Below are 13,702 nucleotides of genomic sequence, written 5' to 3' on the forward strand. Positions count from 1 at the left end.
CTACCACCGCCGCAGACGACAGGACCGCCTCGGCAGATTGACCCCCATTGAATTCGAGACCATCATCAACCACGAGGCCCCTCAGGCCGCGTGACTAACCCTGTCACCTATCCGTGCACCAGGCCCCGACGTCCGCGTCGTCGAATACGTATGCCTCTTCCAGCCGATACTTTTTGCCATCAAGTTCAAGCATGTCCGTCTACTCCCTCCGGCAAAAGATCAGGCACCGCGTGCAGTAGGTCCGGTCGCTTACGTCGCGTGGCCGGCACTTCGTCCCAGTCCTGGAGTACCTCTCGCGCCTCGTAGGCGAGGTTCAGGAGTCTGGTCGCGGCAATCAACGCACGCGCACCTATCTCGCGGACGTAGGACGCTTCCTGTAGCTCCAGGAAGGCTCGCTCGTCACCGATCACCAGCTGCTCGTCGGAGTCGTCCGTCTCAGGGACGGTGAGGTCGATGTGGAGGCGGTCGAAGGAGGTCATGAGCGTGCCCCGGTCGACTGCTCGTAAGCCCGCTGCACCGCGATGAGGTCAGCTTCACGCCCGCCATAATCTGGATGATGCTTCTTCAACTGTGCTCGGTACGCCGCTTTGATCGTCTCTGGTGACGCGGTGGGGGAGACTTCTAAGACCTCGTGCCACGGCTTCGCTGTGAACGGCGTGACTATCACTTCGGACGGAAGGGCCTTGAAGCCCCGGAACGCCGCGTGCACCATCTCCTTCGCACCCCAGCGATCGAGGCCGCGGAGTGCTTCGATGGTCAGGATGATCGCGCGCAGGTTGTGCTCCACGGTGGTCCATTTGTCGCACGGTATGCATTGGTCCTCGCCGTTGAGCTTGAAGTAGACCGCGATACCGGTGTCCTCTGGTTGACGTTGGCCGGAGTAGGGGAAACCGTCCTGGCGGAGGCGCAGGTTGCTCGAAATGACGACTTCGGTCGCCTTGAGAAGTCGAAGCTGACGCAGCACCTCGGTGCGCACTTGCTCGAAGGTGAAGCGCCCGAAACTTGATCGTGTTGGTGACGCTGCGCGCGGCCAGGCCGGCGGCCACTGAAGAGGGTAGGCGTCGATCATGCCTCTTCCCCCAGAATCATCGGCCGGAGCTGCAGGATCGTCTGTCCCGCGTTCTCCACCGACCGCTTACCTGCCAGCGCCTCGTCCAGCATGTCGTTGCACATCAGCTGGAACGCCAGACGGGCGATGCCTTGGCGGCGCTGCTCACTCGCAACTTCGAGCGGTCCTGCTGTGTCGAATGTTCCTCTCTCCATACATGTTGTCTCCGTTTACGTTTGCTAGTGAGATCAGCTCACTGCATCTTCTCCGAGTAGCGAGGTTTTGGAGAAGATGCGGCAAGCTGATGCCGTGAAGAGCGGACGAGCGAAGAGTTGCGGAGACAACTACTTGGGTGATGGCTCGTCCGCCCACACTCGCGCACGGTGGGTTGAACAGTGCGCAAGTGTGGATGGTTGTGCAGAGTTGCGGAGTCGACACGTCAGCCGTACGCCTAATACATGGTTAAGGCACCGGCGCCCTTGTCTGTTACGTTCGGCGGCTTAGGACTATCGTGCGCCCATCGACGTCAGCCAGGCGAGCCGATGGCAGCGACCCATCTAGCCTCTCCTCAAGGTGCAACCTCGACTGGGCTACTCGTCTGGCCGCAACTCGGCACAACCGTTGAGCACAAGCGATAGACCACCTGAAGCGGCATTCATCCTAACTGTGCGAGCAAGTAGCCGCCACCGTCGTTCCAGAGGACAGGCGTTATCGCGATTCAGCCTGACGTACTTGCACCCTGTGGGCGGTCTATTGGTTGCGCTCAACTCAAAATGTAAAGGTCCCGCGCCCGCTCCCAGGTGCTCGCAGTCACCAAGGAGCGGGTAGATGCCAAGTTCTGGGTTGCCGATGGTGAGAGGCCATCACGGACGTCTGCTTTCGCAGGGGCGGGCAACGCTCTTGACTGCCTATCTACGTCTACGCTTCACCCGCGCCGGCATCGAGAGAGCCAGGGCGGCGATCGGTCGCTGTATGTGCTCGCGCATCAACTGCGCGGTGGTGCGCCGAATGAGCTGGCGCCAGTACGAGGCTTCGTGGATGTCCTCGTAGTAGAGCTTGAACTTGGATAATTCGCTATTGCTATTCACTTATGTTGTCTCCGCTTAGTGATGTATCTAGTATGCGTTTAATGAAAATCATTTGCAATAGTAAAATGTCGCGAAGTGGCTTCCTGGCTGTGGATAACTAGTCTTCGGCCTCATCGTCTCCCTTATCGAGCGGGACCACTTTGCTAGCGACCTTCTTGGAGACGCTATCGGCGTTAAGTAGTCCAGACGCGGAATACACTGCACCAATCACCGCTGCTAAACCGGCCGGCCCAAACATAATGCCGCAGAATATGCCAGTGAAAACTGTCATCCACACGAGTACTCTCACGGCGTTATGTGCCGCTTCCCGGCTCATCTTGAATCGGTCGATCAGGCGTCGTTCGACAACTTCGACCACGTCGGCGAGCGCTTCATCTTCGTCCAGGAGGGCGTTGACCCGCTCGGCGTAGTCCGCCACGAGATTGATCTTGGAGAGTGTCAGCGCATCTATGCTGCGGAGCGCCTCGGAAGAAGCGAAAATCGCGCGAGCCATGTCGGAGGTGATCAGAGATTGTTTGAGCTTCAGTGACTCGTTGAGGCCGGCCAACGCTTGGCTTGCACCAAACAGTGCAGATGAGTTCGCAACAGTGAAGGCGTGAGTGATCTTATAGGTGGAGGCGAGATTCGCGTTGAGCTGTTCCATCACCGGTCTCATGCTGGCGAGCATGTCGGTCTGCTGTGATACCGCGAACCCCGCAGTAATCGCGGCGACGGTTTCGCTCATCTGTGCAGAGACGCCATAGTCGAACGGTCGATACCACCTCATCGACTCAGCCAGCGCTTTCATACCCGGCGAGGTTGCGAGCTGCCTCGTCCCGAAGTTCAGGTTCGACATGGTCGCGGCAACCTGAACCAGCTGCGGAGCTAGCACATTTATTTTGTACTGGTCGAATTGGTTGAAGGCCGCAAGGGTTGGTCCGAGCTGCTTCGTGATGCTGTCTCGCACGGCGTCGAGCGCGGGCGTCATCGATGTGAGGTAGTTCAGCGAACGGATGGTCTCGGGCGGGAGTTTGAACTGAGGACCTGCCTGCACGAACCTACGGACAGCAGCCTTCGTTTCTGGGTCGAGATCGAAGTTGCCTTGGTCAGACGAACTCATGTCCGCCCCCTCCTGTTGCTGTGTGTCCGATTCTATCGGCGTGGTAGGACAGCAATCAGAACGCACAGCACCGCCCGCGCGTCGCGGCGTGCCAACGAGCGCGTTCCCCCGTTCGGCCTAATTCGTGATCTCCCCGTTGCCGGTTCGTTGCCGTGAATGTACTGTTCGACCGACTCTCAAACTGGATAAAGGGGTGGGCGAGTGGGCAACTGGTGGAAATCCATCGTCGTAGTCGTCGCTGTAATGGCGACCAGCTTGGCGTTGGCGGTCACTGTGCCGTCCCAGGCGCGAGCAGACTCTGTAGCCAGCTACACGTCAGACGGCTCGGTCAAGTTCACCTCGAAATCAGGTGGATTTCTCAGCGTGAGTGCAAGCGGGCTCCGTCCGACAGGCAACTTCAACGGCCAGACGTATGGCGCGGAGTGCCTGTTCACTGGACAGTCCGATAACGCTCGCAACGGTGAAGGATTCAACTTCATCAGTGGGTTCGTACCCGTGAAGGCTAACGGGACGTGGAGCACGAAGCCGTTTGGCCCCGACGACCCGAATCCAATTCCTAATGGGGACTATGTCGTGACGGTCACCTGTACTGGACAGGTCCCCGGTTCGGCGCAGTGGCTAGAGATGACTTCACCGTCTCCCGTTGGCTTGAAGATCGACGGAACCGGGATGTCGAGTAACCCTGACAGTGGCGGAGTCAAGGTCGACTGGGGCAAGCTGCTCGCGGATGTCGGCAGCTACCTCCTCTGTCTCGGCGGGTTCGCGATCCTCGCCTTCCCGGCGATCGTTACGTTCCGTATCGGAGGTTGGACCGCCATGCGAAAGTTCTTCACCGACATCGAGCGGCTACCACTCTTTGGTGGCGTAGCTTCTGACACGCTGGAGCAGTGCTCGGCTGCTTGGATCGACATCCCCTCGTAGCCCGGACAGAGCAGCACCCGCCGTGCTCGCCGTCGGTTGCGGAAGCTCAATGTCGATGATCGCTCGGCTTGAACGGCCGGTCCTCGCTGCATCGAAGAGCAGCGAGGACCGGCCGTTTTAATCTTCGTCGCGAAGTCCGACCAACACGAACTCGAACAGCCCGCGGTGTACCCGGTTGGTGACGATGATCCAACCCTCATCCCGGAGATCTTTGATCCGAGCACTGCCGCGGAAAATGCCCATGCTGATCAGCTGACGGTTGGTGATGCGGCGGTGCTTCTTGAGGTGCTTGAGGAGTCGAGCGCACTGGCTGGAGGGGTCGTGGGTGGGCGTGTGGTCGGTGGCGCTCATGATTCAACCTCCACGAACTTGTACGGCACCACGTGATACTCCGCGTTCTGCACGTCGCCGCTGACCTTCGTGTACCAACTGCCCCCATCGATCGAGAGCTTCCCGCATTTGCAGCGGCGCATGTCGTGCCGGTTGCGGCTTCTGATGTACCAGCCGCACGTAGTGTGGCGTACCTGGTTGATGTAGATGTCGCCCACGTCGAGCTTGCGGCGCTCCGCAACCGGCATGTCGTAGGGAGCGAAGTCGATGTAGTCGGTGACCTCAAGTGCCGCGGTCATGACGCGCCCCTCCTCTTGATCTCGTCCACCACCGTCTGGCCCATCTGAGTCAGCGTCGACATCGAGTCTTCGATCATGCCGTGCAGGTCGGTTAGCTCTGTGTTCGAGAGGGATTCAGGGTCGGGGAGTAGCTCCAAGGCGCGGTTGAGCGTGAAGCGTGCGGAGGAGAGAAGGTTCTCATGGGGAGGGCGGATGGGGCGTTCGGTCATAGCTTTGACGCCCGCTCGGTAATCATGTTCTGCATCGCCACTAGGTCGCGGTCAATCTTGTCGATGACGCCGCGAGCTTCCTCTGACGCGACTTCTGGCAGCTTCTCAGTGCGGATCACTTCGAGTGCGCGGGAGAAGCTGAGCAGTTTGTCGCGGTCAGGGGCCAGGCGCTCTCTTCGCTGGCGCTCCCACTCGGCGCGTCTCTCGGCTTCCTCAGCTTCTCGCCGTTCGCGTTCTGCCCGCTCCAACTCTTCGCGCTTCGCCCGTTCGGCGTTGATACGTTCACGAGACTGGCGCTCCAGTTCCGCGCGTTCAAGTCGCTCGACCTCAGCCTGTTTGCGCAGCGCTTCGTTCTCGGCGCGGATGCGCTCCCGCTCCAGCCGCTCCGCCTCCGCCCGGGCCGCCGCTTCTGCTTTCGCCTTTTCCTCGGCGGCAAGGCTATCGTCGCGTTCCTGCTTTAGTCTCGTGATGAGGGATTCAAAGTCGTCGTCCGACATGGCGTCCAGGTCGTACACCGAGGTGTTGTTTGTGAGCGGCGAGAGTGCTTCAATGCGATGTGCCAGTCGAGCAACCTTATGCTCCGCTTCTTTGATCTTGGCGAAGTCCTCTTGCGCCTGGAGGTACTCCTCGGCTGGGGTGATCACTTCTTTGACGAAGCGTGCCACACCGTCGATAGCGTTGCCGCGCTTCACGATGTCGGCTTTGAGTTCCTTGCGTTTGTTCTCCACGCCGATGCGCACCTGGCGCAGCTTTAGACGATGCGCACGGGCGAGCTTCATTGTGGCTTTATCGTCCTCGTCTTTGACCTGGATGGTCTCGAAGGTCGTGAGGATTTCGCCGGCCTCGGTAAACGGTGCGCCGTACTCCACGAGCAGAGCTTGGGCGTCAGCTGGGTCGACTCGGTAAGCCGGGAGCTTGGCTTGCAGGCTGGCGGGTACGAGTTGGTTGTCCATATTTAGTTATCCTTTTCGCCAGGTTGGCGATATTATGTAATTGCTAGGTTTCGTTGTGCCTGTGGAAAACTCGATGTTTGGTGCTGCTGTTGACGTCGCTTTGACGTACCGGCGTGTTTATGGCGTAATGCCAAATGCGTGCTAGCAAGACAATTTTCTTATGCATCTCGTCAAGTAGCGAAGTCCCGAAACCTATGGTCTAGCTGGCTTTCTGAACCTCCACCTCTGTTGGCCTATTGACAGATGGGTCTGAAAATGTGCCTTATGCGATTCGTACAAATACGAACTATGCGATAATGGTCGTAAGTTATGCGACGCCCCTCCTACGACATAGACGAACTCATCATGTGCGCCGAGGCCGGCCTCTCTGCCGCTGAGATCATCGAGCAGCTTGGTTTGAAGGTCGGGGAGCGAGCAGTCCAGCGAGCGGTGCGTCGACATGTCGGCCCGCGGCCGAAGCGCGCGTATGCGACTCGTGACGATCCGCTCCGTCGCCGTGTTGTCGCCTGGATGGAGGCCAACGGTCTCGACCGGCGCTACTGCTACCAGTGCAACCGCGTCTACGTGAGACCCCTCTACATTCGTCAGCTCAAGCACGACGATGACCTAGGGACGTTGGTGTTCGTCTGTCATCGATGCAAACGCTGTGGGGATCTGTGAGAGTTTGCTGCTAGGCTGCGTCCACTCTCGAGGAGGTGGGCGATGGCCAGTCGCAAGCAGCTGGTGTTCCTGATCGCCAAGTATCAGGACAACCCGGACGCCGCTCTGTCGAACAGGATTTGTGAGATAGCGAACGAACTGGTCGAGGCCGGCGAGCTCAGTCCGAAGGAAGCCTCAGAGTACCTGAGCGAATTCTGAGCTACGCCTGGTCCCGGTACAGGCCGAGCCAGGTTCTAGTTCAGTACTCGCACCTTCTCGTCCACGGTCTCGAACACGCGGACCCACCGGTCGCATGTCGACACCGTGTGGTCCTCTCCGTGCTCATCTATGAGCGAGCCCATGTTGTTCCAGCGGTGGACGTACCGACCGCGAACGAGCTTGTACACGTCGGAGCCGACTTCGGCGCTCTTCCTGCGGTCCTTCAGCATGAACTCGACGGTGGCGTAGTTGGGTGGCATCCCGAACCCGTTTGGCCCTGGCCCGTGGTGGCAGAACTCCCGCACACCCTGGTGGTTGGGACTGTCGAGCCAGTCCTCGTACGTCCTGCCGAAGATGCCCCAGAAGCTGCGGATCATGTCACCGGTCAGCTGCGGTACCCACTCGGGGAACGAGTACTCACCGAACGTGTTGGGTTGTTCGTAGTCCCGCGTCATCTATGCCGCCTTCTTGGTCTTCCGCGCAACGCGCTTCGCCGCCGGCTTCGTGACTCGGACTTTCGCCTGGCTCTTCTGGAAAGCCTCCCACAGGTCCAGCTCTTCACGAGTCTGGTACTCGGGGCTCACCTTGAAGACTTCGGCGAAGTTCTTGGGGTCGTTTTCAACGAGTGAGCGGTCGTAGATGCGCTGCGTCTGGCGAGGGTCGCGGTTGAAAGCGGAGTCGAGGAGCACATACTCCTGGTCGCCGTCGTCACAGGCTTCCTGCCAGAGCGCGCCCTTCTTGACGGTCACGCTGTCTTTGAGTTGTTTGTAGGTCTTGCGTTGGTATGGTTTCACCTCTTCTCCTTTGGTTATTAGTTCAAGAAGCACGTCAGTCTCGTGTCCGATACTCCACACGACGCCATCGTCTGTCTCTACTCGGAGTCCGTAATTGACTCCGCTGGTTGATCGCTTATTTGTGAGGACCCCTTGGCGCCCGTTCATACCAAGAGCGCCACTCACCGCCTTGACCACCCTCACGCGGTCGCCCACCTCAAACTTTGATTCTGCCATATATCACCTCGCTTCCTTCTGGTGCTTATTAATTAGTGAGTTGAGCTGCGCTACCTCTAGCTTCTGTGCAGTCTCGCTCAACTTCTTCGTGAACTTCGGAATCTGCACGCCGCGTTTGCGTAGCTCGGTGGCCTTCGCCGCGACGGCGCCCTTTGACCGGCCGAATGCTTTCGCGACCTCCTCGATACTTTCACTGTTCAGCCAGGTGACCACGAACTCTCTGTTGTCGATGCGCTTACTCATCACTCACCTCTTTGGTCGACCCGCGCCGGCTCTTCCTACCGCCCTTGAGGCCAGCGCACTGGGCGACGTGGTGACCGTGCTTGATGAGCTTGCAGGAGCAAGACCGGTAGGCGGCGAACCCACCAGTTCGGCCGACCTTGCCTCCCATGGCGCCGATGCGGGCATAGAAATCTTTGCCGTGTTTGGCCTTGTTTGTGGCGGCAGCTTTCAGCCCTCCTTCAAGTGTCCCGCTCAAGACCGGAACCCCTGGCGGATGCCATCGACGAACCGCTGCCAGCGGGACTTCGTAGCCTTATCGGCGAGCAGTATGTCCGCCTGGCGGTAGGCCGCGTCCTCTTTGGTCAGCCCCCGCACCTCTTTGCCGAGCTTGCCCACCAGCTCCAGTGCACGGTTAATGAGCTGCGCCTGATTGCGGAGGTCACGGTCGTGCTGTTCACGAGTGACGAAGAACTGGTCTCGGCCCTGCTGAGTAGCCGGGCGGTGCGATACCGACCGCTGCGGGGCAACGCGCCCATGGCCTGGCTTCTTAATCTCTGGTGATGTCACGGACTGGGTCTGCGCGACCGGTTGAATGGCCTGAGCCTTTTGAATGGCCTGAGCCTTCTCTACCGGCTGTATCGGAGTGCCGGTCGATTTGCGCTTCGACTGCTGAGCGCGACGCTTCGTGCGCCAGCTGGTGTAGTCCGCCGCGCTCTTAAGTGAGCGGATGGTCGCCGCGGAGTAGCCGTACTTCTCCTCTGCTGCCTTCGCTCCATTAGTGTCGATGTACTTCTTGATCTGAGCGAAGCTCGTCTCATTGATCTTCTTGATGCCCTGCGGCATGTGTTCCTCCGGTGCTGAGCACCGCGTTAGTTTCGATGTGCACGTCGTTGGCGCTCACCAGGCGAGTACCAGGTCGTACGTGTCTCGGTTGATGTACTGACATCTCCCGCATACCCCGTTGGCGTCGTGGTCGTGCTGCTCAGGGCTCATACAGACGACGCAGCGGCTACTCACCGTTCATCATCTTGTCTATCTGCGTCGTACGGAGCTTGGAGTAAACCTGCTCCGCATCAGCTTCGGTTCTTATGAGGGTCGAGACGTGGACGAACCAATCCGGGCCGTGACCAAGCTCCTCCGCTAGCTCGGCAATCTCGTCGAGTTTCTCCTGAAGGGGATCTGTAGCGACTCCCTCGGTTGGCTCGTCACCAACAGCGACTTCTGTGGTCTCCACAATCTCACCCTCGACGGGTTCTGGCTGCGTGGCCTCGATGTCATCTGCAGGCGGTGTAGGGCTCTCGTCGGCCTTCGCCTCGAAGTCCCCACTGATCTCACCCTCCACGTACACAGGCGCGCCGTAGAAGACGTCTGGCGTGTAGATGCGGACGCCGTTGCTGATAGCGCGGGCGAAGTACATATTGCGTGGGAACTTGCGCCAGGTCTGATTGCTCATGAGGCCAGCTGCTTCAGCGTCCGCCTTCTTGAAGCTGGAAACTCCGAGCTTGTCCCACTCTGCGCGTGGTACGCCTGGACGGGGGATCTCGTAGAACTCAATGACGCATCCGTCGTTCTCCCAGTAGGTGACACGGTAGTCGTACTTCGGATGTTTCTTGACCTTCGCGGCCATGAGGTTTGCAGACATCTCGGCGTTGCCGTTGATGATGTTGATACCTCTGATGGCAGCGAACGGCTGAATGCCGAACTCGACACCTGCAATGATCTTGACGCCCGCTTGGTACACCTGCTGAGCCTGACTGACTCCACGGTCACCCTTGAACATTCCGCTCTGGATGAAGATCTTCGACAGACGGCTGATGTCGTCTAGGGAGCGTATAGCGATAGCCGAGCTATTCTCCGCTTCGTACCGGTCTACCGCCTTGTCGCTGATGGACTCTTTGCCCACCTCGTCAAGATGCTCGTCTGTCGTGGTCTCGCTCACCCCGTCTCTCCCGTTTAATGCTTGCTATCTCTTTGCGGACTACCTCCAGGCGTCGGACGCCGGTATAGATGACCATGCTGCCATTGATGCCGTCTCGAGCGGCTACGCGCTCGATGGCTTGGTCAGTAAGTTCGTCAAACCGAGAAGTCCTAATGCGAGTGGCGCGTCCCCATTTGCCGATCAGCTTGAGCCAGGCGATGCCGGTGCTCTTGCCAATCACTTTGATGGACTGTCTACCCATACTGCTTCATAAACGCTTTCTCTCCGCTTATGGTTGCTATACCCAAACTCACAACTCTGTGCTGCGTGCTGTAATGCTGCCCCGCGCCGGTTGTATGTGAATAGTATGCGCTTATTGAAAATAATTTGCAATACTAATATGTTGCGGTCTGTGGATAAGTACGTGCAGTTACAGAGCCACGTTGATCGCTACGGTCGAACCATGGGTCTCGATCCGGTCGCGCGTGCGCACTGACCAGCGGCGACGCGGGGTTGACGGCGCGGGCTGGCTCGCCTCACACTGTAGTTATGATCATCTCGCCACGCGACGGGAGGATTCTGCGTCTCGTAGGGCGGTTCGGACAAGTCACTTCCGGTCATGTCAGAACCATCGAGTTCTCGCAGAACAAGGCGAAGTCACGATGTGGCGAGGTATTAGCGCGTCTCGCGGCAAACGGCTTGCTGCGCACGGTGGAACGGCGGACGGTCGGGGGATGGGCTGGGGGCTCGGGTCAGTACATCTACCAACTTGGACCGAAGGGTTGGCTTTATCTTCGCCGCGAGGGCAAGTACACACCCTTTCGGTCTATCGACCCGCACCGCCTGGCCATCGTCGACGCATACGTCATGACTATCGAGGCGGAGCGGGCAGGCTCTATCCGTATCAATGAGGTTGTGAACGAACCGGACTGCCACGTGCAAATCGCTGGCGTCACTGTGACTCCAGACTTGTATGTGAACGCCGACGTTTTATCTGCACAGACTCGCCGTCGTATATGGGTCGAGGTGGATATGGGTACGGAGCGCCGCAAGCAGATCATCGACAAGATCACCCGCTACAGGCACGCGTATAGGGCTTGGGGTGATGAGCGACCGGGCCAGCCGTTCCCGCGCGTCGTGTTCGTGGCGGTAGACGAGGAGCGCAAGCGCGAGCTAGAGACGATATTGGGGGAGATGCCGGAGAGCGGCCGGCTGTTGTTTGCGGTGTGTACGGGTGGAGGTTTTCCACAAGTGTGGGGATAAGTGGCGGGTTTTCCACGGATAAGCGTTGTGTATTCCGCAACCTTTTCGCTCATATTGATGTTTAAATAACGGGAGTTAAGGCGCATACTAATAAAGTAGTAAAGATAAAAGGAGACAACTGCATATGAATTATCAACCACTTACAAAGAAACAAGTCGGAGCGCTACTGAAGGTGCTGTCGTCCGATATCTCCCGTGAGGTGCTTACTGAGCTGTCGGTATCAAAGGATGAGTCCGGGCACACTGTACTGGTAGCCACTGACGGCTACGTGCTAGCAGTTTTGCCCGCAGGCGACTTCTCTGACATAGCAGACAAGACGATCTCACGTGACGCACTGACACGCTGGTACAAGCTGGCGAGCACCAAGGACCTTCTGACGTCGGAGGAACTCCACGAGTTGGCTGGCGAACCGGCCGGTGTCTATCCGAATTGGCTTCGACAGATCCGTGACGCAACGCCTGGCGCGATTGAGCAAGTGATTTTGAACCCCGACTACCTAGTGACCATGGAGAAGTTGGCTGGCGACGGTCTTGCCTACACTACGCATGGCCAGCTCGGTGCGCTGGTGGCCAGTCGTGAAGGTGCGCGCTACGTGGTGATGCCGAAGAAGGCCGCTTGATCTAACTGAATAGCCCCACGCCGTGCTACGACGCCGCTCCCTCTTCGGAGCGGCGTTTTTTCATCTCTTCGAACTCCCGGCGCCTTTGCGCGCTCCAGCTCATGTCCTTCTCATCCGACAGGCGGCGCAGGTACCGCGTGCGGCCTTCGCTGTCCTTGCGCTCCTTCTGGAGGTCGCTCAGCACGCGGGGGATGGTGTAGTCGGGCACCTGAAGGGTCCGGTTCAGGAGTAAGGAGGGAGAGTCGTGATCGTTGATGCCCATATCTGCCGTAAGTTAATCATGAAACCGGGATATTGTGAATACTGTTTCATCCTGCTATGACTAAGGCAGAAGCACGCTCCGCGGGCTTGGCACCTTCCATCGGTACATACAAACTCCCAACTCCACCTCACATAGGTATCGCATGGCGTCGTACACTGCGCCGTGCGCTTGTAAAATATACATCACTCAACACAGTTGCCGCCCTAATCCTGAAAAGGAGGGGCGGCTTCGCTATTGAAGGAACCGTGTGTTCGTGTTTGAATAGTGAATAGCAAGCTTCTACTTCAAAGTCGCTTGCTCCTAGGATGGATAACCTACGGAGGGTCTTGAATCTTTTTCGCGTTGCTATATAATAGTTAGTGAAGTAGAAGCTGTGGCGCTCCGTAAGGGGCGCCTTCTTTGTAGTCTCGGGGAGTCCCTGACCGTGGCTTCTGGTGGAGACCCTAAACCGCACCAGTAAATCGGCTCAACCTTCTAGGGCGTGGTAAGCCCTGCGTTGCACTGATGATGCACCTTAACAAGAAGTCTAAATCTATACTCTGATCACCTGCGGCACTCGAAGCTATGAAGCTATGAAGCTATGCAGGTGACAGCGTGCCCGAGACTAGCTATCGCCCTAACGGACAGCCGCCGGCCTCCAGGATAGACTCACCGCCGAACCCATCAGGGATCGCTTGACTACCAACTCCCCCCGTAGTTATACGGCTGAAAGAAGGGAGTGCTTAGGGTGCCATCAGACATGTAAAAAGGAAACCAACTAACAGGGGGCCAGAAGCAGCTCGGTGTTCAACCCCAAAGGATTCTCCAACTACCACGCTCAATTACGAAGGTGTATCGCTGGTCTATCTTGTTGTCGTAGTTGACGGTCGGGCCGTATTGCACAACGGTCTGCACCTCGAGTACTGCGGTGTCGCCGTCGCGGCTATGTTCAGTGACGCCGACGAAGTGATAGATGTTGTAGGTTGTGCCGTCCGAGATTGATCGCTGAAAGTTCTCGAACTCTCGTTGATTCTGGTAACCACCTATGCTGCGAGACTTGGTGCTGTATTGGTCACAGAACACGTTCCAATTTAGAGTAGGTATTTCGCTGGCCTTATTGGACTTCTGGACAACTTCGCTCGCGATCGCGACGTAGTCGCTGTGCAGCGTCTCCTTCGGAATGTCGGACGTGGTCAGTTTGCACCCGCGATCTGGAATGTTCGCACCGACAGGTGCGGCAGATTTTTGTGCATCGCTGGACTCGTCGTCTAGGACGACAACGGCCGACATGATCAGCAAAGCCAAGACGACTACCGCGGCCAGCACGCTTAGGACCAGCACGCGAGTGTTTGGTTGCTTGGCGGCACCGTCGCTCACCCACAGCTGCCACCCATTAGGCGCAGGTGGCCAATCCGCAGGCGGCGTCCAGCCGGAGGGGGTGTCCATCCAGGGGGAGCAGGAGGCCAATTTGGTGGAGGGTTGTAGCGCATGAATGGTCCGTTCGCTGAGGTGACAGACAGAACCTATCGGTCACTGGGGCGGTGCGCCTTCGGAGTCGACTCGGTACAGCTGAACGGGTGAACTGGAGTAACAGTGCAGGGAGCGGAGGCGATGCCGTCGGACG

The 13,702-nt window shown here is 58.3% G+C and carries 19 protein-coding genes; 4 read left to right on the forward strand and 15 right to left on the reverse strand.

Annotation, left to right across the window (positions count from 1 at the left end; translation table 11 throughout):
• Window positions 1-185 precede the first annotated feature (185 nt).
• From BJF87_RS11315 to BJF87_RS11330, 4 genes are all read right to left on the reverse strand, one after another.
• Window positions 186-479 carry a hypothetical protein gene (locus tag BJF87_RS11315; protein WP_075863128.1) on the reverse strand — a complete coding sequence of 98 codons (294 nt, stop codon included), beginning with the start codon at window positions 477-479 and terminating at the stop codon, window positions 186-188.
• The gene (locus BJF87_RS11320; protein WP_075863129.1) at window positions 476-1,069 is read right to left on the reverse strand and encodes a DnaJ domain-containing protein; all 594 of its coding nucleotides are present in this window, start codon (window positions 1,067-1,069) and stop codon (window positions 476-478) included. Before BJF87_RS11320 ends, BJF87_RS11315 begins: the two co-directional genes overlap by 4 nt.
• The gene (locus tag BJF87_RS11325) at window positions 1,066-1,263 is read right to left on the reverse strand and encodes a hypothetical protein (protein WP_075863130.1); all 198 of its coding nucleotides are present in this window, start codon (window positions 1,261-1,263) and stop codon (window positions 1,066-1,068) included. The genes BJF87_RS11320 and BJF87_RS11325 overlap by 4 nt, the downstream gene beginning before the upstream one ends.
• 970 nt (window positions 1,264-2,233) lie before the next feature.
• Complete coding sequence (locus BJF87_RS11330) at window positions 2,234-3,235, reverse strand: hypothetical protein (protein ID WP_075863131.1); 1,002 nt, start codon at window positions 3,233-3,235, stop codon at window positions 2,234-2,236.
• Between the two features lie 201 nt (window positions 3,236-3,436).
• Between BJF87_RS11330 and BJF87_RS11335 the strand changes: the two genes are divergently transcribed.
• The gene (locus BJF87_RS11335) at window positions 3,437-4,156 is read left to right on the forward strand and encodes a hypothetical protein (protein ID WP_075863132.1); all 720 of its coding nucleotides are present in this window, start codon (window positions 3,437-3,439) and stop codon (window positions 4,154-4,156) included.
• Window positions 4,157-4,273: 117 nt separating this feature from the next.
• Here BJF87_RS11335 and BJF87_RS11340 read toward each other — a convergent pair whose 3' ends face one another.
• Genes BJF87_RS11340 through BJF87_RS11355 form a run of 4 tightly spaced genes read right to left on the reverse strand, consistent with a single transcriptional unit; the run spans window position 4,274 to window position 5,947 of the window.
• The gene (locus BJF87_RS11340; RefSeq protein ID WP_075863133.1) at window positions 4,274-4,507 is read right to left on the reverse strand and encodes a helix-turn-helix domain-containing protein; all 234 of its coding nucleotides are present in this window, start codon (window positions 4,505-4,507) and stop codon (window positions 4,274-4,276) included.
• Complete coding sequence (locus BJF87_RS11345; RefSeq protein WP_075863134.1) at window positions 4,504-4,785, reverse strand: hypothetical protein; 282 nt, start codon at window positions 4,783-4,785, stop codon at window positions 4,504-4,506. Before BJF87_RS11345 ends, BJF87_RS11340 begins: the two co-directional genes overlap by 4 nt.
• The gene (locus tag BJF87_RS11350) at window positions 4,782-4,994 is read right to left on the reverse strand and encodes a hypothetical protein (protein WP_075863135.1); all 213 of its coding nucleotides are present in this window, start codon (window positions 4,992-4,994) and stop codon (window positions 4,782-4,784) included. The genes BJF87_RS11345 and BJF87_RS11350 overlap by 4 nt, the downstream gene beginning before the upstream one ends.
• Window positions 4,991-5,947 carry a hypothetical protein gene (locus BJF87_RS11355; RefSeq protein ID WP_075863136.1) on the reverse strand — a complete coding sequence of 319 codons (957 nt, stop codon included), beginning with the start codon at window positions 5,945-5,947 and terminating at the stop codon, window positions 4,991-4,993. Before BJF87_RS11355 ends, BJF87_RS11350 begins: the two co-directional genes overlap by 4 nt.
• Window positions 5,948-6,649: 702 nt before the next feature.
• On the opposite strand from BJF87_RS11355, the gene BJF87_RS26085 reads away from it, so the two are divergent.
• A complete protein-coding gene (locus tag BJF87_RS26085) occupies window positions 6,650-6,805 on the forward strand; it encodes a hypothetical protein (protein ID WP_158037496.1) in 156 nt (51 codons plus the stop codon).
• A gap of 35 nt (window positions 6,806-6,840) precedes the next feature.
• Here the strand turns inward: BJF87_RS26085 and BJF87_RS11365 are convergent, their stop codons facing one another.
• From BJF87_RS11365 to BJF87_RS11390, 5 genes are all read right to left on the reverse strand, one after another.
• Entirely contained in the window at window positions 6,841-7,260 is a 420-nt protein-coding gene (locus BJF87_RS11365; RefSeq protein WP_075863138.1) for a hypothetical protein, read from the reverse strand.
• Entirely contained in the window at window positions 7,261-7,815 is a 555-nt protein-coding gene (locus BJF87_RS25750; RefSeq protein ID WP_139319456.1) for a hypothetical protein, read from the reverse strand.
• 3 nt (window positions 7,816-7,818) lie between these two features.
• Window positions 7,819-8,058, reverse strand: coding sequence for a hypothetical protein (locus BJF87_RS11375; protein ID WP_075863140.1), 240 nt, complete (start codon window positions 8,056-8,058; stop codon window positions 7,819-7,821).
• Window positions 8,059-8,289: 231 nt separating this feature from the next.
• Entirely contained in the window at window positions 8,290-8,880 is a 591-nt protein-coding gene (locus tag BJF87_RS11385; protein WP_075863142.1) for a hypothetical protein, read from the reverse strand.
• 166 nt (window positions 8,881-9,046) lie between these two features.
• On the reverse strand, window positions 9,047-9,976 hold the full coding sequence (locus tag BJF87_RS11390; protein ID WP_075863143.1) for a hypothetical protein: 930 nt from the start codon (window positions 9,974-9,976) through the stop codon (window positions 9,047-9,049).
• Window positions 9,977-10,504: 528 nt separating this feature from the next.
• Here BJF87_RS11390 and BJF87_RS11395 point away from each other — a divergent pair.
• Window positions 10,505-11,218: a replication-relaxation family protein gene (locus BJF87_RS11395; RefSeq protein ID WP_075863144.1), complete on the forward strand. Its 714-nt coding sequence runs from the start codon at window positions 10,505-10,507 to the stop codon at window positions 11,216-11,218.
• Between the two features lie 124 nt (window positions 11,219-11,342).
• On the forward strand, window positions 11,343-11,837 hold the full coding sequence (locus BJF87_RS11400; RefSeq protein WP_139319457.1) for a hypothetical protein: 495 nt from the start codon (window positions 11,343-11,345) through the stop codon (window positions 11,835-11,837).
• Window positions 11,838-11,862: 25 nt separating this feature from the next.
• Here BJF87_RS11400 and BJF87_RS11405 read toward each other — a convergent pair whose 3' ends face one another.
• Window positions 11,863-12,099 carry a hypothetical protein gene (locus BJF87_RS11405; RefSeq protein WP_075863146.1) on the reverse strand — a complete coding sequence of 79 codons (237 nt, stop codon included), beginning with the start codon at window positions 12,097-12,099 and terminating at the stop codon, window positions 11,863-11,865.
• Window positions 12,100-12,885: 786 nt separating this feature from the next.
• On the reverse strand, window positions 12,886-13,455 hold the full coding sequence (locus BJF87_RS11410; protein ID WP_139319458.1) for a hypothetical protein: 570 nt from the start codon (window positions 13,453-13,455) through the stop codon (window positions 12,886-12,888).
• Between the last annotated feature and the right edge of the window lie 247 nt (window positions 13,456-13,702).

The sequence above is a fragment of the Gordonia sp. CNJ-863 genome, from assembly GCF_001942325.1.
Taxonomy (GTDB): domain Bacteria; phylum Actinomycetota; class Actinomycetes; order Mycobacteriales; family Mycobacteriaceae; genus Gordonia; species Gordonia alkanivorans.